14 protein-coding genes, 4 tRNA genes and 1 rRNA gene are annotated in these 18289 nt (G+C 55.4%); all 19 read left to right on the top strand.

Annotated elements, in window-relative coordinates:
* The first annotated feature begins 2 nt into the window (after nt 1-2).
* A 5S ribosomal RNA gene (gene rrf / locus BUE92_RS11750) occupies nt 3-118 on the top strand.
* Nucleotides 119-273: 155 nt separating this feature from the next.
* Nucleotides 274-1233, top strand: a complete 960-nt coding sequence (birA, locus tag BUE92_RS11745) for a bifunctional biotin--[acetyl-CoA-carboxylase] ligase/biotin operon repressor BirA (RefSeq protein WP_073523789.1) — start codon at nt 274-276, stop codon at nt 1231-1233.
* Entirely contained in the window at nt 1223-1972 is a 750-nt protein-coding gene (locus tag BUE92_RS11740) for a pantothenate kinase (RefSeq protein ID WP_073523786.1), read from the top strand. Before birA ends, BUE92_RS11740 begins: the two co-directional genes overlap by 11 nt.
* Nucleotides 1973-1979: 7 nt before the next feature.
* The gene (locus tag BUE92_RS11735; protein ID WP_073523784.1) at nt 1980-2426 is read left to right on the top strand and encodes a hypothetical protein; all 447 of its coding nucleotides are present in this window, start codon (nt 1980-1982) and stop codon (nt 2424-2426) included.
* 142 nt (nt 2427-2568) lie between these two features.
* Nucleotides 2569-2653: transfer RNA gene (locus tag BUE92_RS11730), tRNA-Tyr, on the top strand.
* Nucleotides 2654-2677: 24 nt separating this feature from the next.
* A tRNA-Gly gene (locus BUE92_RS11725) sits at nt 2678-2751 on the top strand.
* A 26-nt stretch (nt 2752-2777) separates the two neighbouring features.
* Nucleotides 2778-2853: transfer RNA gene (locus BUE92_RS11720), tRNA-Thr, on the top strand.
* A gap of 142 nt (nt 2854-2995) precedes the next feature.
* A tRNA-Trp gene (locus BUE92_RS11715) sits at nt 2996-3071 on the top strand.
* 45 nt (nt 3072-3116) lie between these two features.
* Nucleotides 3117-3485, top strand: a complete 369-nt coding sequence (secE, locus tag BUE92_RS11710) for a preprotein translocase subunit SecE (RefSeq protein ID WP_003194658.1) — start codon at nt 3117-3119, stop codon at nt 3483-3485.
* A 9-nt stretch (nt 3486-3494) separates the two neighbouring features.
* The gene (nusG, locus tag BUE92_RS11705; protein ID WP_003176436.1) at nt 3495-4028 is read left to right on the top strand and encodes a transcription termination/antitermination protein NusG; all 534 of its coding nucleotides are present in this window, start codon (nt 3495-3497) and stop codon (nt 4026-4028) included.
* A gap of 116 nt (nt 4029-4144) precedes the next feature.
* A complete protein-coding gene (gene rplK, locus BUE92_RS11700) occupies nt 4145-4576 on the top strand; it encodes a 50S ribosomal protein L11 (RefSeq protein ID WP_003176435.1) in 432 nt (143 codons plus the stop codon).
* Complete coding sequence (gene rplA, locus BUE92_RS11695; protein ID WP_003176434.1) at nt 4576-5271, top strand: 50S ribosomal protein L1; 696 nt, start codon at nt 4576-4578, stop codon at nt 5269-5271. The genes rplK and rplA overlap by 1 nt, the downstream gene beginning before the upstream one ends.
* Before the next feature lie 199 nt (nt 5272-5470).
* Nucleotides 5471-5971: a 50S ribosomal protein L10 gene (gene rplJ / locus BUE92_RS11690; RefSeq protein ID WP_003176433.1), complete on the top strand. Its 501-nt coding sequence runs from the start codon at nt 5471-5473 to the stop codon at nt 5969-5971.
* Between the two features lie 78 nt (nt 5972-6049).
* Nucleotides 6050-6415, top strand: a complete 366-nt coding sequence (gene rplL / locus BUE92_RS11685; RefSeq protein ID WP_003176432.1) for a 50S ribosomal protein L7/L12 — start codon at nt 6050-6052, stop codon at nt 6413-6415.
* A gap of 219 nt (nt 6416-6634) precedes the next feature.
* Nucleotides 6635-10708, top strand: coding sequence for a DNA-directed RNA polymerase subunit beta (gene rpoB / locus BUE92_RS11680; protein ID WP_010206926.1), 4074 nt, complete (start codon nt 6635-6637; stop codon nt 10706-10708).
* 64 nt (nt 10709-10772) lie between these two features.
* Nucleotides 10773-14972, top strand: coding sequence for a DNA-directed RNA polymerase subunit beta' (gene rpoC, locus BUE92_RS11675; RefSeq protein ID WP_005791982.1), 4200 nt, complete (start codon nt 10773-10775; stop codon nt 14970-14972).
* A gap of 216 nt (nt 14973-15188) precedes the next feature.
* Complete coding sequence (rpsL, locus tag BUE92_RS11670) at nt 15189-15560, top strand: 30S ribosomal protein S12 (RefSeq protein ID WP_002555494.1); 372 nt, start codon at nt 15189-15191, stop codon at nt 15558-15560.
* Between the two features lie 118 nt (nt 15561-15678).
* On the top strand, nt 15679-16149 hold the full coding sequence (rpsG, locus tag BUE92_RS11665; protein ID WP_002555493.1) for a 30S ribosomal protein S7: 471 nt from the start codon (nt 15679-15681) through the stop codon (nt 16147-16149).
* 30 nt (nt 16150-16179) lie between these two features.
* Nucleotides 16180-18285, top strand: a complete 2106-nt coding sequence (gene fusA / locus BUE92_RS11660; RefSeq protein ID WP_073523781.1) for an elongation factor G — start codon at nt 16180-16182, stop codon at nt 18283-18285.
* The last annotated feature ends 4 nt before the right edge of the window (nt 18286-18289 follow it).

The following is an 18289-nucleotide window of genomic DNA, read 5'->3' as shown; positions in this document are numbered from 1 at the left end:
TTCTTGACGACCATAGAGCATTGGAACCACCTGATCCCATCCCGAACTCAGCAGTGAAACGATGCATCGCCGATGGTAGTGTGGGGTTTCCCCATGTGAGAGTAGGTCATCGTCAAGATTAAATTCCGAAACCCCAATTGCGAAAGCAGTTGGGGTTTTGTTTTGGGCGCTCGAAAATCTAGTAGAGCGTCGATCATGACTGATATCCAGCCTTTCTATGCAATGACCCTGCGCATGGCTATCATGCGTGCCTCATTCTGAGGCGATATGTGCATGCTGACGTTGTTGAAACTTCTGAAAGATGGTCGGTTTCATTCTGGAGAAGCGCTTGGCGCCGCCCTCGGCATCAGTCGCAGTGCCGTGTGGAAGCAGTTTCAGCATCTTGAGGCAGAATTGAATCTCCCCATTCATAAGGTTCGGGGCCGCGGGTATAGATTGGCTGCGCCATTGGTGTTTTTGAATGCGCAGGAAATTTTTCAGGGGGCGGCTTCCTTGGCTTGGCCTGTTCATATTTTCGACTCCATTGACTCTACTAATGCTGAGGCCTTACGTCTTGTCGATGCGGGCGGTGCGGCACCTTTTGTTGTGCTAGCGGAGCAGCAGACGGCTGGTAGGGGGCGGCGGGGCCGCAAATGGGTTAGCCCGTTTGCGCAAAACGTTTACTACAGCCTCGTATTGCGTATTGAGGGCGGTCTGCGGCAACTGGAAGGGCTGAGCCTAGTGGTGGGATTGGCAGTCCTGCAGGCTTTGCGTGAATCGGGTGTGCAGGGCGCAGCTTTGAAGTGGCCAAATGACGTCCTGGTTGGGCACAAGAAAATCTCAGGCATCTTGCTTGAGTTGGTGGGAGACCCTGCAGATATCTGTCACGTTGTGCTAGGGATAGGTATCAATGTGAATATGCAGAAGGCTGTAGAGGTTGATCAGCAATGGACCTCAATGCAGCTCGAGACGGGCTCTCCTGTTGATCGTAATCATTTAGTGGCGCGACTGGGTTTGCAGCTACAAGCCTACCTGGGCCGACACAGGGCTGCGGGCTTTGCCGGGTTGCAAGAAGAATGGGAGCAGCATCACGCGTGGCAAGGGAAGTCCGTGTCGCTTATCGCGGGCGTCAATCAGATTGATGGGGTTGTGCTGGGCGTAGATCGTCAGGGCGCCTTGCGTTTGGATGTCGGTGGCGTTGAGAGAATATATAGCGGTGGTGAGTTAAGCCTGAGGTTGCGTAATGATTCTTGAGCTCGACTGTGGAAATAGCTTTATCAAGTGGCGCGTCCTTGAGTCGGGTGAGGCGCGCGTGCGTGCAGAAGGCATCGCAGGTTCGGATCTCGCACTGATCGACAGCTTGGTGGCTCTGCCTGGTCTATTGCTCACGCGTTGTCGGTTGGTGAGTGTTCGCGCGCTTGAGGAGACCGATAAGCTGATAGCTGCGCTGGTTGAGGCATTTGGCGTCGCTGTTTCCTGTGCTACCTCTGCGCGAGAAATGAGCGGAGTGCACAACGGCTACGAAGACTTCCAGCGCCTTGGGATGGATCGATGGCTTGCGATGCTAGGCGCTTTCAAGTTGGCGTCAGGTGCATGCTTGGTGCTCGATTTCGGTACGGCGGCGACCGCAGACTTTGTCGGCCCGGACGGCGGGCACCTGGGTGGTTTTATTTGCCCAGGTATGCCGCTTATGCGTAATCAACTGCGAACCCATACCCGCAAGATACGCTATGACGACGCGGCCGCTGAGCGGGCCCTGGAGCGTCTCTCTCCTGGTCGGACGACCGTAGAGGCCGTCGAGCGTGGTTGTACGCTCATGCTTAGAGGTTTCGTGCTGACTCAGCTCGAGTTGGCGCGAGGCTATTGGGGGGATGATTTCACAGTCTTCCTGACTGGAGGGGATGCTGACCTGGTCAGGGAAGCTGCGCCTCAGGCCCGGCTCGTCCCGGACCTGGTGTTTGTTGGGTTGGCGATGGCGTGTCCTTTGTCTTGAGGTGATTATGCGCTGGCTGTTTTTACTTTTACTGGTCCTCAATGTTTTTTATTACGTCTGGCATCAGCAAGAGGCGCCATTGCGGGCCAAGGATGTCACGCCCTTGAATCTCCATCGGGGAGCACAGCAAGATATTCGCCTCTTGAGTGAGTCGGCAGATGCGGTGGCTCGGCGTGATCGAGCGAGGTCGGCGGAGGCGCAGAATACCTGCTTGTACATCGGTGGGTTCTCGGATCGACGCCAAGCCTCCTCTCTCGAGCAGAGGCTCACGAGCCTGGATATAAAGGTCACGGTCCAGTTGCTGAGTGCGCCGAACGCTTCGGGTTATTGGTTGCGTGTGGCCCCCGAGAGCCGTCGCCTGGCTGACGATCTGCCTTTTGAAAGCCTTGCTAATGAATTCAATGAGTTAAAACATAAAATAATGCTGTGCGAAGGCATTGCAACTCTCGAATAGTTTGCATAGAATGGCGCCCGCTTCGCAGTGAAGACCTTTAGGGGCTACAGTGCAAAGCTACCGTCAATGCAGCTAACCTCATAATTTAAATGAGAAAATGCTTGACAGAAGGTCGGCGTGATGTAAAATGCCGCCTCGCTTAGGAGGGGTTCCCGAGCGGCCAAAGGGATCAGACTGTAAATCTGACGTCTACGACTTCGAAGGTTCGAATCCTTCCCCCTCCACCATTTTTAGCGTGAGCTGCAAGCTCCGCGGGTATAGTTTAGTGGTAGAACCTCAGCCTTCCAAGCTGATGATGCGGGTTCGATTCCCGCTACCCGCTCCAAGTTTGCAGGTTGTGCAAGGTGTTTCGCTCTTGTAGCTCAGTTGGTAGAGCACACCCTTGGTAAGGGTGAGGTCAGCGGTTCAAATCCGCTCAAGAGCTCCATATGACAAGGCAGATATGAAAATATCTGCCTTTGTTTTAACAGCTGCCTCGGCTTGAATGTTGTTCAGTGTTTCAGGTCTTGTGGGGTTGGTTGTTGTAAAGTCTTTTTCAGGCCTGCATAATGGTCGGCCTGATTTGTTTTAGGTCAGTAGCTCAATTGGCAGAGCGACGGTCTCCAAAACCGTAGGTTGGGGGTTCGATTCCCTCCTGACCTGCCAGATTCACGTGGTGTGTCTGGCTTTCTTTTCACAGGATCTTCATAGATGACTCCTAAGGCTGAAGCTCAAAGCTCTCGTTTCGATCTGGTAAAGTGGCTCGCTGTAGTCGCCTTGGTGGTCGTAGGCGTTGTTGGCAATCAGTACTATTCTGCTTCGCCGATCCTGTACCGTGTACTCGCTTTGCTTGCCCTTGCTGCTGTAGCTGCCTTTGTAGGTCTGCAAACTGCCAAAGGCAAGTCCTTCGCGGTACTGGTTAAGGAAGCTCGCACCGAAATTCGTAAAGTCGTTTGGCCGACTCGCCAAGAAACCACTCAGACCACATTGATTGTCGTGGCTGTTGTTCTGGTTATGGCGTTGCTGTTGTGGGGGCTTGACTCCCTGCTCGGCTGGCTTGTTTCCTTGATTGTTGGCTAAGGGTGTCCCGTGGCTAAGCGTTGGTACGTTGTGCATGCTTACTCGGGTTACGAGAAGCATGTTATGCGCTCTTTGCTGGAGCGCGTAAAGCTGGCAGGCATGGAAGATGGCTTCGGCGAAATTCTGGTTCCCACTGAAGAAGTGGTTGAAATGCGGAATGGGCAGAAGCGCAAAAGCGAACGCAAGTTCTTCCCTGGCTACGTGCTGGTACAGATGGACATGAACGAAGGTACTTGGCACTTGGTCAAGGATACCCCTCGCGTCATGGGCTTCATTGGCGGTACTGCCGATAAGCCTGCTCCGATCACCGACAAGGAGGCGGAAGCAATTCTGCGTCGTGTTGCTGACGGTAGCGACAAGCCCAAGCCGAAGACATTGTTCGAGCCGGGTGAGGTTGTTCGCGTTACAGACGGTCCGTTCGCTGATTTCAACGGTACGGTCGAAGAAGTTAACTACGAAAAGAGCCGGATCCAAGTGGCGGTGCTCATTTTCGGTCGCTCTACCCCGGTAGAGTTGGAGTTCAGCCAGGTCGAAAAGGTCTAGCAGGACAAGCATCCCAACCCCGCAGCCTAGGCTGTGGGGTTTTGTCGTCACTGGGATAAACGCGCAAGTAACCGGGGAGCCTTTCGAGGCGTTTGAACCCGTAATTGGAGTGCCTCATGGCCAAGAAGATTACCGCTTACATCAAGCTGCAAGTGAAGGCCGCTCAGGCCAACCCTAGCCCACCCGTCGGTCCAGCTCTGGGTCAGCACGGCGTGAACATCATGGAATTCTGCAAGGCCTTCAACGCCCGTACTCAGGGTCTTGAGCCAGGTCTGCCGACTCCAGTGATCATCACTGTATACAGCGACCGTAGCTTCACCTTCGAAACCAAGTCGACCCCGGCTTCGGTTTTGCTGAAGAAAGCTGCCGGTCTGACCAGCGGTTCCGCTCGTCCTAACACCGTTAAGGTTGGCACCGTAACCCGTGCTCAGCTGGAAGAAATCGCGAAAACCAAAAACGCGGATCTGACTGCAGCTGATATGGATGCAGCCGTGCGTACCATCGCCGGTTCTGCTCGTAGCATGGGCCTTAACGTGGAGGGTGTGTAATGGCTAAGCTGACTAAGCGCCAAAAGGCTATCGCCGGCAAAATCGAAGCGGGCAAGTCCTACAACTTCGTAGACGCTGCTGCCCTGCTGACCGAGCTGTCGACTGTCAAGTTCAGCGAGTCTGTTGACGTTGCTGTGAACCTGGGCGTTGACCCACGTAAATCCGACCAGGTCGTTCGTAGCGCTACTGTGCTGCCACACGGTACTGGCAAGACTGTACGTGTTGCCGTCTTCACCCAAGGCCCAGCTGCTGAAGCTGCTCTGGCCGCTGGTGCTGATCGCGTTGGCATGGACGACCTGGCTGCCGAAATGAAAGGCGGCGACCTGAACTATGACGTCGTAATTGCTTCCCCGGATGCAATGCGCGTTGTAGGTCAGTTGGGTCAGATCCTCGGTCCACGTGGCCTGATGCCTAACCCTAAAGTCGGCACCGTAACTCCAGACGTAGCTACCGCGGTTAAAAACGCCAAAGCTGGTCAGGTTCGTTATCGCACCGACAAAAACGGCATCATTCACACCTCCGTTGGCAAAGTCGGCTTCGATGCCGTCAAGCTGAAGGAAAACGTTGAAGCCCTGATCGCCGATCTGAAGCGTATCAAGCCTGCTTCCTCGAAAGGTATCTACGTCAAGCGCGTTACCCTGAGCACCACTATGGGCCCAGGTCTGGTCATCGACCAAGGCTCGCTGGACGTATAAGACATAAATTGGCGCGTGCAATTGCGCCAATTGAAAGATTGGGGTCCCTGCCTGGCGGGGGCTATCCAAGACCGTAGGCGACGCAAGTCTTAAACCAACAAGCCTACGCAGATGGTGCTCCCGGTTCCTTACCGAATCAGACACCAAAACGACATCAGGCCTAGGCCAGATGAAACGGTAACAAGCAGGAGTTAAACCCGTGGCAATTAATCTCGAAGACAAGAAGGCCATCGTCGCTGAAGTCAACGAGGCTGCCAAAGCTGCTCTGTCCGCTGTCGTGGCTGATGCCCGTGGTGTGACAGTAGGCGCTATGACCGGACTCCGTAAAGAGGCTCGTGAAGCTGGCGTATACGTACGTGTTGTACGTAACACCCTGCTCAAGCGCGCCGTTGCTGACACTGAATACAGTGTTCTCAACGATGTGTTCACCGGCCCGACTCTGATCGCGTTCTCTAAAGATCATCCAGGCGCTGCTGCCCGTTTGTTCAAGGAATTCGCCAAGAGTCAGGATAAGTTCGAGATCAAGGCAGCTGCGTTCGAGGGCAAGTTCCTCGCAGCTAACCAAATCGACGTACTGGCAACACTGCCGACCCGTAACGAAGCTATTTCGCAGCTGATGAGCGTGATTCAAGGCGCTACCAGCAAGCTGGCTCGTACTCTGGCTGCAGTTCGCGAGCAAAAAGAAGCTGCCGCAGCCTAAGGCTGAGCAAATTCTCTCGCGTATTTTTGTTTATTTCGATGGCCGCGTAGGCCGTCCCCCAATTCAGGAAATACAGCAATGTCTATCTCCCAAGACGATATCCTCAACGCCGTAGCTGAAATGTCGGTTCTGCAGGTTGTTGAGCTGATCAAAGCTTTCGAAGAAAAATTCGGCGTTTCCGCTGCCGCTGCTTCCGCTGGCCCAGCTGTTGCTGCTGTCGCTGCTGAAGAGCAAACCGAATTCAACGTCATGCTGCTGGAAGCTGGCGAGAAGAAAGTAAACGTGATCAAGGCAGTACGTGAACTGACCGGTCTGGGCCTGAAAGAAGCCAAGGCTGTAGTTGACGGCGCTCCTGCCCAGGTTCTGGAAGCTGTGTCGAAAGACGCCGCTGACAAAGCCAAAGCTACTCTGGAAGAAGCAGGCGCTAAAGTCGAGCTGAAGTAAGCATCGACCTTGCGTCTCCAGCCCAAGCGTTAAGCTGAAGGCTGATGGCTGGTGGCTCTTGCCACCGGCCTTTTTCCGTTCTTGGCTGTCGACTCGGTCGCCGCCATTAACGCGCTGTAGCCACCCGAAGCGGTGGTGCAAACCATGGGGTTTGCAAGATTTTCTGGCTGCTCCCGTCGGAGGGGCCAAACAAGCAGGTGACCAAGCTGGGGAACGCTGATGGCTTACTCATATACTGAGAAAAAACGTATCCGCAAGGACTTTAGCAAGTTGCCGGACGTCATGGATGTCCCGTACCTTCTGGCTATCCAGCTGGATTCGTATCGTGAATTCTTGCAGGCGGGAGCGACCAAAGATCAGTTCCGCGACGTGGGCCTGCATGCGGCCTTCAAATCCGTTTTCCCGATCATCAGCTACTCCGGCAATGCTGCGCTGGAGTACGTCGGTTATCGCCTGGGCGAACCGGCATTTGATGTCAAAGAATGCGTGTTGCGTGGCGTTACGTACGCCGTACCTTTGCGGGTAAAAGTCCGTTTGATCATTTTCGACAAAGAATCGTCGAACAAAGCGATCAAGGACATCAAAGAGCAAGAAGTCTACATGGGCGAAATCCCATTGATGACTGAGAACGGTACCTTCGTAATCAACGGTACCGAGCGTGTAATCGTTTCCCAGCTGCACCGTTCCCCGGGCGTGTTCTTCGACCACGACCGCGGCAAGACGCACAGCTCCGGCAAACTCCTGTACTCCGCGCGGATCATTCCGTACCGCGGTTCGTGGTTGGACTTCGAGTTCGACCCGAAAGACTGCGTGTTCGTGCGTATCGACCGTCGTCGCAAGCTGCCGGCCTCGGTATTGCTGCGTGCGCTTGGTTACACCACTGAGCAGGTGCTGGACGCTTTCTACACCACCAACGTATTCAGCCTGAAGGATGAAACCCTCAAGCTGGAGCTGATCGCTTCGCGTCTGCGTGGTGAAATTGCTGTCCTGGACATCCAGGACGAAAAAGGCAAGGTCATCGTTGAGGCTGGCCGTCGTATCACTGCGCGCCACATCAACCAGATCGAAAAAGCCGGTATCAAAGAGCTGGAAGTGCCACTGGACTACGTCCTGGGTCGCACTACCGCCAAGGTCATCGTTCATCCGGCCACAGGCGAAATCCTGGCTGAGTGCAACACCGAACTGAACACCGAGATCCTGGCCAAGATCGCCAAGGCCCAGGTTGTTCGCATCGAGACCCTGTACACCAACGATATCGACTGCGGTCCGTTCATCTCCGACACACTGAAGATCGACTCCACCAGCAACCAATTGGAAGCGCTGGTCGAGATCTATCGCATGATGCGTCCTGGTGAGCCACCAACCAAAGATGCTGCCGAAACCCTGTTCAACAACCTGTTCTTCAGCCCCGAGCGCTACGACTTGTCTGCGGTCGGCCGGATGAAGTTCAACCGTCGTATCGGTCGTACCGAGATCGAAGGTTCGGGCGTGCTGTGCAAGGAAGACATCGTCGCGGTATTGAAGACTCTGGTCGACATCCGTAACGGCAAAGGCATCGTCGATGACATCGACCACCTGGGTAACCGTCGTGTTCGCTGCGTAGGCGAAATGGCCGAGAACCAGTTCCGCGTTGGCCTGGTACGTGTTGAACGTGCGGTCAAAGAGCGTCTGTCGATGGCTGAAAGCGAAGGCCTGATGCCGCAAGACCTGATCAACGCCAAGCCAGTGGCTGCGGCGGTGAAAGAGTTCTTCGGTTCCAGCCAGCTTTCGCAGTTCATGGACCAGAACAACCCGCTCTCCGAGATCACCCACAAGCGCCGTGTTTCTGCACTGGGCCCGGGCGGTCTGACCCGTGAGCGTGCTGGCTTTGAAGTCCGTGACGTACACCCGACGCACTACGGTCGTGTTTGCCCGATCGAAACGCCGGAAGGTCCGAACATCGGTCTGATCAACTCCCTGGCTGCCTATGCGCGCACCAACCAGTATGGCTTCCTCGAAAGCCCATACCGCGTGGTGAAAGACGCCTTGGTCACCGACGAGATCGTATTCCTGTCCGCCATCGAAGAAGCTGATCACGTGATCGCTCAGGCTTCGGCCACGATGAACGACAAGAAAGTCCTGGTCGACGAGCTGGTAGCTGTTCGTCACTTGAACGAGTTCACCGTCAAGGCGCCGGAAGACGTCACCTTGATGGACGTTTCTCCGAAGCAGGTAGTTTCGGTTGCAGCGTCGCTGATCCCGTTCCTGGAACACGATGACGCCAACCGTGCGTTGATGGGTTCCAACATGCAGCGTCAAGCTGTACCGACCCTGCGTGCTGACAAGCCGCTGGTAGGTACCGGCATGGAGCGCAACGTAGCACGTGACTCCGGCGTTTGCGTCGTGGCTCGTCGTGGCGGCGTGATCGACTCCGTTGATGCCAGCCGTATCGTGGTTCGTGTTGCCGATGACGAAGTAGAAACTGGCGAAGCCGGTGTCGACATCTACAACCTGACCAAATACACCCGCTCGAACCAGAACACCTGTATCAACCAGCGTCCGCTGGTGAGCAAGGGTGATCGCGTTCAGCGTAGCGACATCATGGCCGACGGCCCGTCCACCGACATGGGTGAACTGGCTCTGGGTCAGAACATGCGCATCGCGTTCATGGCATGGAACGGCTTCAACTTCGAAGACTCCATCTGCCTGTCCGAGCGTGTGGTTCAAGAAGACCGCTTCACCACGATCCACATCCAGGAACTGACCTGTGTGGCGCGTGATACCAAGCTTGGGCCTGAGGAAATCACTGCAGACATCCCGAACGTGGGTGAAGCTGCACTGAACAAGCTGGACGAAGCCGGTATCGTTTATGTAGGTGCTGAAGTTGGCGCTGGCGACATTCTGGTCGGTAAGGTCACTCCAAAAGGCGAGACCCAACTGACGCCGGAAGAGAAGCTGCTGCGTGCCATCTTCGGTGAAAAAGCCAGCGACGTTAAAGACACATCCCTGCGTGTACCTACCGGTACCAAGGGTACGGTCATCGACGTACAGGTCTTCACCCGTGACGGCGTTGAGCGTGATGCTCGTGCACTGTCCATCGAGAAGACCCAACTCGACGAGATCCGCAAGGACCTGAACGAAGAGTTCCGTATCGTTGAGGGCGCGACCTTCGAACGTCTGCGTTCCGCTCTGGTAGGCCACAAGGCTGAAGGCGGCGCAGGCCTGAAGAAAGGTCAGGACATCACCGACGAAATCCTCGACGGTCTTGAGCACGGCCAGTGGTTCAAACTGCGCATGGCTGAAGATGCTCTGAACGAGCAGCTCGAGAAGGCCCAGGCCTATATTGTTGATCGCCGCCGTCTGCTGGACGACAAGTTCGAAGACAAGAAGCGCAAACTGCAGCAGGGCGATGACCTGGCTCCAGGCGTGCTGAAAATCGTCAAGGTTTACCTGGCAATCCGTCGCCGCATCCAGCCGGGCGACAAGATGGCCGGTCGTCACGGTAACAAAGGTGTGGTCTCCGTAATCATGCCGGTTGAAGACATGCCGCACGATGCCAATGGCACCCCGGTCGACGTCGTCCTCAACCCGTTGGGCGTACCTTCGCGTATGAACGTTGGTCAGATCCTTGAAACCCACCTGGGCCTCGCGGCCAAAGGTCTGGGCGAGAAGATCAACCGCATGATCGAAGAGCAGCGCAAGGTCGCAGACCTGCGTAAGTTCCTGCACGAGATCTACAACGAGATCGGCGGTCGCAACGAAGAGCTGGACACCTTCTCCGACCAGGAAATCCTGGATCTGGCGAAGAACCTGCGCGGCGGCGTTCCAATGGCTACCCCGGTGTTCGACGGTGCCAAGGAAAGCGAAATCAAGGCCATGCTGAAACTGGCAGACCTGCCAGAAAGCGGCCAGATGCAGCTGTTCGACGGCCGTACCGGCAACAAGTTCGAGCGCCCGGTTACTGTTGGCTACATGTACATGCTGAAGCTGAACCACTTGGTAGACGACAAGATGCACGCTCGTTCTACCGGTTCGTACAGCCTGGTTACCCAGCAGCCGCTGGGTGGTAAGGCTCAGTTCGGTGGTCAGCGTTTCGGGGAGATGGAGGTCTGGGCACTGGAAGCATACGGTGCTGCATACACTCTGCAAGAAATGCTCACAGTGAAGTCGGACGATGTGAACGGTCGTACCAAGATGTACAAAAACATCGTGGACGGTGATCACCGTATGGAGCCGGGCATGCCCGAGTCCTTCAACGTGTTGATCAAAGAAATTCGTTCCCTCGGCATCGATATCGATCTGGAAACCGAATAACACGTGACGCGAATCGAGAGCGGGGCTGTTTAGCCCGCTCTCTGCTCCGCCAGGAGGAAAGGCCTTGAAAGACCTACTGAATTTGCTGAAAAACCAGGGTCAAGTCGAAGAGTTCGACGCCATCCGTATTGGGTTGGCATCGCCTGAGATGATCCGTTCGTGGTCGTTCGGTGAAGTTAAAAAGCCGGAAACCATCAACTACCGTACGTTCAAACCTGAGCGTGACGGCCTGTTCTGCGCCAAGATCTTTGGCCCGGTAAAGGATTACGAGTGCCTGTGCGGTAAGTACAAGCGCTTGAAGCACCGTGGTGTGATCTGCGAGAAGTGTGGCGTTGAAGTCGCACTGGCCAAGGTTCGTCGTGAGCGCATGGCGCACATCGAACTGGCTTCGCCGGTTGCCCACATCTGGTTCCTGAAATCGCTGCCGTCCCGTATCGGCTTGCTGATGGACATGACCCTGCGTGATATCGAACGTGTTCTCTACTTCGAGAGCTATGTCGTGATCGACCCAGGCATGACCACCCTTGAAAAAGGTCAGCTGCTGAACGACGAGCAGTACTTCGAAGCGCTGGAAGAGTTCGGCGACGATTTCGATGCCCGCATGGGTGCCGAAGCTGTCCGCGAGCTGCTGCACGCTATCGACCTGGAGCACGAGATTGGTCGCCTGCGCGAAGAGATTCCGCAAACCAACTCCGAAACCAAGATCAAGAAACTGTCCAAGCGTCTGAAGTTGATGGAAGCCTTCCAGGGTTCCGGCAACTTGCCAGAGTGGATGGTGCTGACCGTTCTGCCGGTTCTGCCGCCAGACCTGCGTCCGCTGGTACCGTTGGACGGTGGTCGTTTCGCGACGTCCGACCTCAACGACCTGTACCGCCGCGTGATCAACCGTAACAACCGCTTGAAGCGCCTGCTTGATCTGTCCGCTCCGGACATCATCGTGCGCAACGAAAAGCGTATGTTGCAGGAAGCGGTCGATGCCCTGCTCGACAACGGTCGTCGTGGCCGCGCTATCACCGGTTCGAACAAGCGTCCTCTGAAATCCTTGGCTGACATGATCAAGGGTAAGCAAGGTCGTTTCCGTCAGAACTTGCTCGGTAAGCGTGTTGACTACTCCGGTCGTTCGGTAATTACCGTAGGCCCGACCCTGCGTCTGCACCAGTGCGGTCTGCCTAAGAAGATGGCGCTCGAGTTGTTCAAGCCGTTCATCTTCGGCAAGCTGGAAATGCGTGGTCTCGCGACCACCATCAAAGCGGCCAAGAAAATGGTCGAGCGCGAACTGCCAGAGGTCTGGGACGTTCTCGCTGAAGTGATTCGCGAACACCCGGTTCTCCTCAACCGTGCACCGACCCTTCACCGTCTGGGTATCCAGGCGTTTGAACCTGTACTGATCGAAGGTAAGGCTATCCAGCTGCACCCTCTGGTCTGTGCTGCGTACAACGCCGACTTCGACGGCGACCAAATGGCCGTGCACGTACCGCTGACACTGGAAGCCCAGTTGGAAGCGCGTGCGTTGATGATGTCGACCAACAACATCCTGTCGCCAGCCAACGGTGAGCCAATCATCGTTCCGTCGCAGGACGTTGTATTGGGTCTGTACTACATGACCCGTGAAGCGATCAACGCCAAGGGCGAAGGTCGTGTGTTCGCTGACCTGCAAGAAGTTGACCGTGTGTTCCGTGCTGGCGAAGCCGCACTGCACGCCAAGGTCAAAGTGCGGATCAACGAAACCGTCAACGACCGTGACGGCGGCAGCGTGAGCAACACCCGTATCGTGGACACCACTGTCGGCCGTGCGTTGTTGTACCAGGTTGTGCCAAAAGGTCTGTCGTACGACGTCGTCAACCTGCCGATGAAGAAAAAGGCGATCTCCAAGCTGATCAACCAGTGCTACCGCGTGGTTGGTTTGAAAGAGACCGTTATCTTCGCTGACCAGTTGATGTACACAGGTTTCGCTTACTCGACTATCTCCGGCGTTTCCATCGGCGTTAACGACTTCGTTATCCCGGATGAAAAAGCTCGCATCATCAGTGCTGCTACTGACGAAGTGAAAGAGATCGAGAGCCAGTACGCCTCCGGCCTGGTAACCCAGGGCGAGAAGTACAACAAGGTGATCGACCTTTGGTCCAAGGCGAACGACGAAGTTTCCAAGGCGATGATGGCCAACCTCTCGAAAGAGAAAGTCATCGACCGTCACGGCGACGAAGTTGACCAGGAATCCTTCAACTCGATGTACATGATGGCCGACTCGGGCGCACGGGGTTCTGCTGCGCAGATCCGTCAGCTCGCCGGTATGCGTGGCCTGATGGCCAAGCCGGACGGATCCATCATCGAAACGCCGATCACTGCGAACTTCCGTGAAGGTTTGAGCGTACTCCAGTACTTCATCTCCACTCACGGTGCTCGTAAGGGTCTTGCGGATACCGCGTTGAAAACCGCTAACTCCGGTTACCTGACTCGTCGTCTGGTAGACGTTGCACAAGATCTGGTTGTAACCGAGATTGATTGCGGCACCGAGCACGGCCTGCTGATGACTCCGCACATTGAAGGCGGTGACGTTGTAGAGCCACTGGGTGAGCGCGTATTGGGTCGTGTTATTGCTCGTGACGTATTCAAGCCAGGTACCGAGGAAGTTATCGTTCCTGCCGGTACCCTGGTTGACGAGAAGTGGGTCGAGTTCATCGAACTCAACAGCATCGACGAAGTGATCGTTCGCTCGCCGATCAGCTGCGAAACCCGCTACGGTATCTGCGCCAAGTGCTATGGCCGTGACTTGGCTCGTGGTCACCAGGTGAACATCGGTGAAGCGGTCGGCGTTATCGCTGCCCAGTCCATCGGTGAGCCGGGTACCCAGCTGACCATGCGTACGTTCCACATCGGTGGTGCGGCAAGCCGGACCTCCGCAGCCGACAGCGTTCAGGTGAAGAATGGCGGTACTGTCCGTCTGCACAACCTCAAGCACGTTGAGCGAGTGGATGGCCACCTGGTTGCTGTGTCCCGTTCCGGTGAGCTGGCCATCGCTGATGACTACGGTCGTGAGCGTGAGCGTTACAAGCTGCCGTACGGTGCTGTGATTTCGGTTAAAGAAGGTGACAAGGTCGACGCCGGCGCAATCGTGGCCAAGTGGGACCCGCACACTCACCCAATCGTTACCGAAATGAAAGGTACCGTGACCTACGTGGGCATGGAAGAGGGCATCACGATCAAGCGTCAGACTGACGAATTGACCGGTATGACCAACATTGAAGTACTCGACGCCAAAGATCGTCCAGCTGCCGGTAAAGACATCCGTCCTGCCGTGAAGATGGTCGATGACAACGGCAAGGATCTGTTGCTGCCAGGTACTGACGTAATCGCTCAGTACTTCCTGCCAGCCAACGCCCTGGTCGGTGTAGCGGATGGTGCGAAGATCGCGATCGGTGATGTTATCGCGCGTATCCCGCAAGAAACTTCGAAGACCCGTGACATCACCGGTGGTCTGCCGCGTGTTGCCGACTTGTTCGAAGCTCGTCGTCCGAAAGAAGCGTCGATTCTGGCTGAAGTCAGCGGCACCATCGCGTTCGGTAAAGAGACCAAGGGCAAGCGCCGCCTGGTCATTACTCCGAACGACGGTAGCGATCCGTATGAAGAGCTGATTCCAAAGTGGCGTCACCTGAACGTGTTCGAAGGCGAACAGGTAAACCGCGGCGAAGTTATCTCCGATGGCCCGAGCGATCCACACGACATCCTGCGCCTGCTGGGTGTGAGTGCGCTGGCCAAGTACATCGTTAACGAGATCCAGGACGTTTACCGTCTGCAAGGCGTGAAGATCAACGACAAGCACATCGAGACCATCCTGCGTCAGATGCTGCGTAAAGTTGAAATCGCTGAATCCGGCGATTCCAGTTTCATCAAGGGCGACCAGATGGAACTGACTCACGTACTGGTAGAAAACGAGCGCCTGGCGAACGAAGAGAAATTTGTCTCCAAGTTCACTCGCGTGCTGCTGGGTATCACCAAGGCGTCGTTGTCCACTGAGTCGTTCATCTCGGCGGCCTCCTTCCAGGAGACCACTCGCGTACTGACCGAAGCAGCGGTAACCGGCAAGCGCGATTACCTGCGCGGCCTGAAAGAAAACGTGGTCGTGGGTCGTCTGATCCCGGCGGGTACCGGTTTGGCTTACCACAGCGAGCGTAAGCGTCGCCGTGATGCTGACAAGCCGCTGCGCGTAAGCGCCAGTGAAGTGGAAGCTGCACTGACCGAAGCGCTGAACTCAAGCGGTAACTGAGTTCTGCGATAGATGAGTCTGGGCCCTGACACTCCCATTCGTCGGATCGAGGCATTTTTGCCCCGGTTCGACGCGAGGGGAGGTCGGGGCCTTGCCTTGACTGGGGGCAAGATCCTCTTTAGACTCTTGTACCCCTAAATTTGGCGGGAATTCGTTCCTGCCATTTTGCTTTTCTTGCAAGACAATAGCGTCGCAAGACAACAGTGGAGCTAGTAGATGGCAACTATCAACCAGCTGGTACGTCAGCCGCGTAAGCGTATCGTCGAGAAATCCGACGTACCTGCGCTGCAGAACTGCCCGCAACGTCGTGGCGTATGCACCCGTGTGTATACCACCACGCCGAAAAAACCTAACTCGGCACTGCGTAAAGTATGCCGTGTGCGTCTGACCAACGGTTTCGAGGTTTCCTCGTACATCGGCGGTGAAGGCCACAACCTGCAAGAGCACAGCGTGGTACTGATCCGCGGCGGTCGTGTAAAAGACTTGCCAGGTGTTCGTTATCACACCGTACGCGGCTCCTTGGATACTTCCGGCGTTAAAGGTCGTAACCAGGGTCGTTCGAAGTACGGTACCAAGAAGCCTAAGTAGTAGCGGCTTTTTGTAAACCTGAATCATCTTATTTTCTGAGTCGATAAGAGTAAGGTCGGAGGCGTCCCGAAAGGGCACCGATTCCGAGCGAACCTGAAGACCGTTTGAGGGCTTATCCATGCCAAGAAGACGCGTAGCAGCCAAGCGCGAAGTGCTTGACGATCCAAAATACGGAAGCCAAATTCTGGCCAAGTTCATGAACCACGTAATGGAAAGCGGCAAGAAAGCCGTTGCCGAGCGTATCGTTTATGGCGCGCTGGAAAAGGTTAAAGAACGCAAGAACAGCGACCCCCTGGAAATCTTCGAGAAAGCTCTCGACGCCATCGCTCCGCTGGTCGAAGTGAAGTCGCGCCGTGTAGGCGGTGCTACTTACCAGGTTCCGGTTGAAGTTCGCCCGTCCCGTCGTAACGCTCTGGCAATGCGCTGGTTGGTAGACTTCGCCCGTAAGCGCGGCGAGAAGTCTATGGCCCTGCGTTTGGCCGGCGAACTGTTGGACGCTGCTGAAGGTAAAGGTGCTGCTGTTAAGAAGCGTGAAGACGTGCACCGTATGGCTGAAGCTAACAAAGCTTTCTCGCACTACCGCTTCTAAATCCAGCGTCACTCATTTTGCGAGGGCTTTATGGCTCGTACTACACCGATTAATCGCTACCGTAACATTGGTATCGTTGCTCACGTGGATGCTGGTAAAACCACCACCACCGAGCGCGTCCTTTTTTACACTGGCAAAAGTCACAAAATGGGCGAGGTGCATGATGGCGCCGCGACCACAGACTGGATGGTTCAGGAGCAGGAGCGTGGTATTACCATTACTTCTGCTGCTATTACCGCCTTCTGGAAAGGTTCCGAGAAGCAGTACAAAGACGAGCACCGCTTTAACGTAATCGATACCCCAGGCCACGTAGACTTCACTATTGAAGTTGAACGTTCCCTGCGTGTACTCGACGGCGCTGTCGTTGTGTTCTGCGGTACCTCGGGTGTTGAGCCTCAGTCGGAAACCGTATGGCGTCAAGCCAACAAATACGGCGTTCCACGTCTTGTTTACGTAAACAAGATGGACCGTGCTGGTGCGAACTTCCTGCGCGTGATCGGTCAGATCAAGCAGCGCCTGGGTCACACTCCGGTGCCAATCCAGTTGGCTATCGGTTCCGAAGACAACTTTCAAGGCCAGATCGATCTGCTGACCATGGAAGCTGTTTACTGGAACGATGCTGACAAAGGTATGGTTCCTGTTCGTAAGCCAATCCCTGCTGAACTGCAGGAGCTGGCTGACGAGTGGCGCAACAATATGGTCGAGGCTGCAGCCGAAGCCAACGAAGAGCTGATGAACAAGTACCTCGAAGGTGAAGAACTCACCAACGTGGAAATCAAGGCCGCTCTGCGTCAGCGTACTATCGCTGGCGAAATCGTCTTGGCTGTTTGCGGTTCCTCGTTCAAGAACAAGGGCGTTCCCCTGGTTCTCGATGCTGTGATCGACTACCTGCCGGCACCGGTTGATATTCCTGCCATCAAGGGTACCGACCCGGATGACGAGACTATCGAGCTGGAGCGTCATGCAGACGACGCAGAACCGTTCTCCGCTCTGGCATTTAAAATTGCCACAGACCCATTCGTGGGTACCTTGACCTTCGTCCGCGTTTACTCGGGCGTGTTGAACTCCGGTGACGGCGTGATCAACTCGGTTAAAGGCAAGAAAGAGCGCGTGGGTCGTATGGTGCAGATGCACGCAAACGCCCGCGAAGAGATCAAGGAAGTGCGCGCTGGTGACATCGCGGCCTTGATCGGCATGAAGGACGTCACCACCGGTGAAACCTTGTGCAACGCTGACAAGCCAATCATCCTGGTTCGCATGGACTTCCCGGAGCCGGTTATTTCGGTTGCCGTAGAGCCTAAGACCAAGGATGACCAGGAAAAAATGGGTATCGCTCTGGGCAAGCTTGCTCAGGAAGATCCATCTTTCCGCGTCAAGACTGATGAAGAGACTGGTCAAACGATCATCTCCGGCATGGGCGAGCTTCACCTGGACATCCTGGTTGACCGGATGCGCCGTGAGTTCAACGTCGAAGCCAACATCGGTAAGCCTCAGGTTTCCTATCGTGAGCGCATCACGAAGAACTGTGAAATCGAAGGCAAGTTCGTTCGTCAGTCCGGCGGTCGTGGTCAGTTCGGTCACTGCTGGATCCGTTTTGCTCCTGCTGACGAAGGTCAGGAAGGTCTGCAATTCGTGAACGAAGTAGTGGGTGGTGTTGTTCCTAAGGAATACATCCCTGCTATCCAGAAGGGTATCGAAGAGCAGATGAAGAACGGTGTTGTTGCCGGCTATCCGCTGATCGGCCTGAAAGCAACCGTTTTTGACGGTTCTTACCACGACGTCGACTCCAACGAGATGGCGTTTAAGGTGGCTGCCTCCATGGCAACCAAGCAACTGGCCCAGAAGGGCGGTGGTGAGTTGCTTGAGCCAATCATGGCGGTAGAAGTTGTTACACCTGAAGACTATATGGGTGATGTCATGGGCGACCTTAACCGTCGTCGCGGCATGATCTTGGGTATGGAAGACACGGTTTCCGGCAAAGTGATTCGCGCCGAGGTTCCGTTGGGTGAGATGTTCGGTTATGCGACCGACGTTCGCTCCATGTCTCAGGGTCGCGCAAGCTACTCTATGGAATTCAAAAAATACAACACAGCTCCGGCGCACATCGCTGAAACTGTATCCAAAAAACAAGGCTGATTCA

The sequence above is a fragment of the Pseudomonas fluorescens genome (assembly GCF_001902145.1).
Lineage (GTDB): Bacteria > Pseudomonadota > Gammaproteobacteria > Pseudomonadales > Pseudomonadaceae > Aquipseudomonas > Aquipseudomonas fluorescens_BV.
This window is presented reverse-complemented; position numbering and strand designations above follow the sequence as displayed.

Excerpts from the sequence above, each read along its gene's own strand:
- birA (WP_073523789.1), top strand. The coding sequence starts at position 274 with ATGCTGACGTTGTTGAAACTTCTGAAAGATGGTCGGTTTCATTCTGGA.
- BUE92_RS11740 (WP_073523786.1), top strand. The coding sequence starts at position 1,223 with ATGATTCTTGAGCTCGACTGTGGAAATAGCTTTATCAAGTGGCGCGTC.
- BUE92_RS11735 (WP_073523784.1), top strand. The coding sequence starts at position 1,980 with ATGCGCTGGCTGTTTTTACTTTTACTGGTCCTCAATGTTTTTTATTAC.
- secE (WP_003194658.1), top strand. The coding sequence starts at position 3,117 with ATGACTCCTAAGGCTGAAGCTCAAAGCTCTCGTTTCGATCTGGTAAAG.
- rplK (WP_003176435.1), top strand. The coding sequence starts at position 4,145 with ATGGCCAAGAAGATTACCGCTTACATCAAGCTGCAAGTGAAGGCCGCT.
- rplA (WP_003176434.1), top strand. The coding sequence starts at position 4,576 with ATGGCTAAGCTGACTAAGCGCCAAAAGGCTATCGCCGGCAAAATCGAA.
- rplL (WP_003176432.1), top strand. The coding sequence starts at position 6,050 with ATGTCTATCTCCCAAGACGATATCCTCAACGCCGTAGCTGAAATGTCG.
- rpoB (WP_010206926.1), top strand. The coding sequence starts at position 6,635 with ATGGCTTACTCATATACTGAGAAAAAACGTATCCGCAAGGACTTTAGC.
- rpsL (WP_002555494.1), top strand. The coding sequence starts at position 15,189 with ATGGCAACTATCAACCAGCTGGTACGTCAGCCGCGTAAGCGTATCGTC.
- rpsG (WP_002555493.1), top strand. The coding sequence starts at position 15,679 with ATGCCAAGAAGACGCGTAGCAGCCAAGCGCGAAGTGCTTGACGATCCA.
- fusA (WP_073523781.1), top strand. The coding sequence starts at position 16,180 with ATGGCTCGTACTACACCGATTAATCGCTACCGTAACATTGGTATCGTT.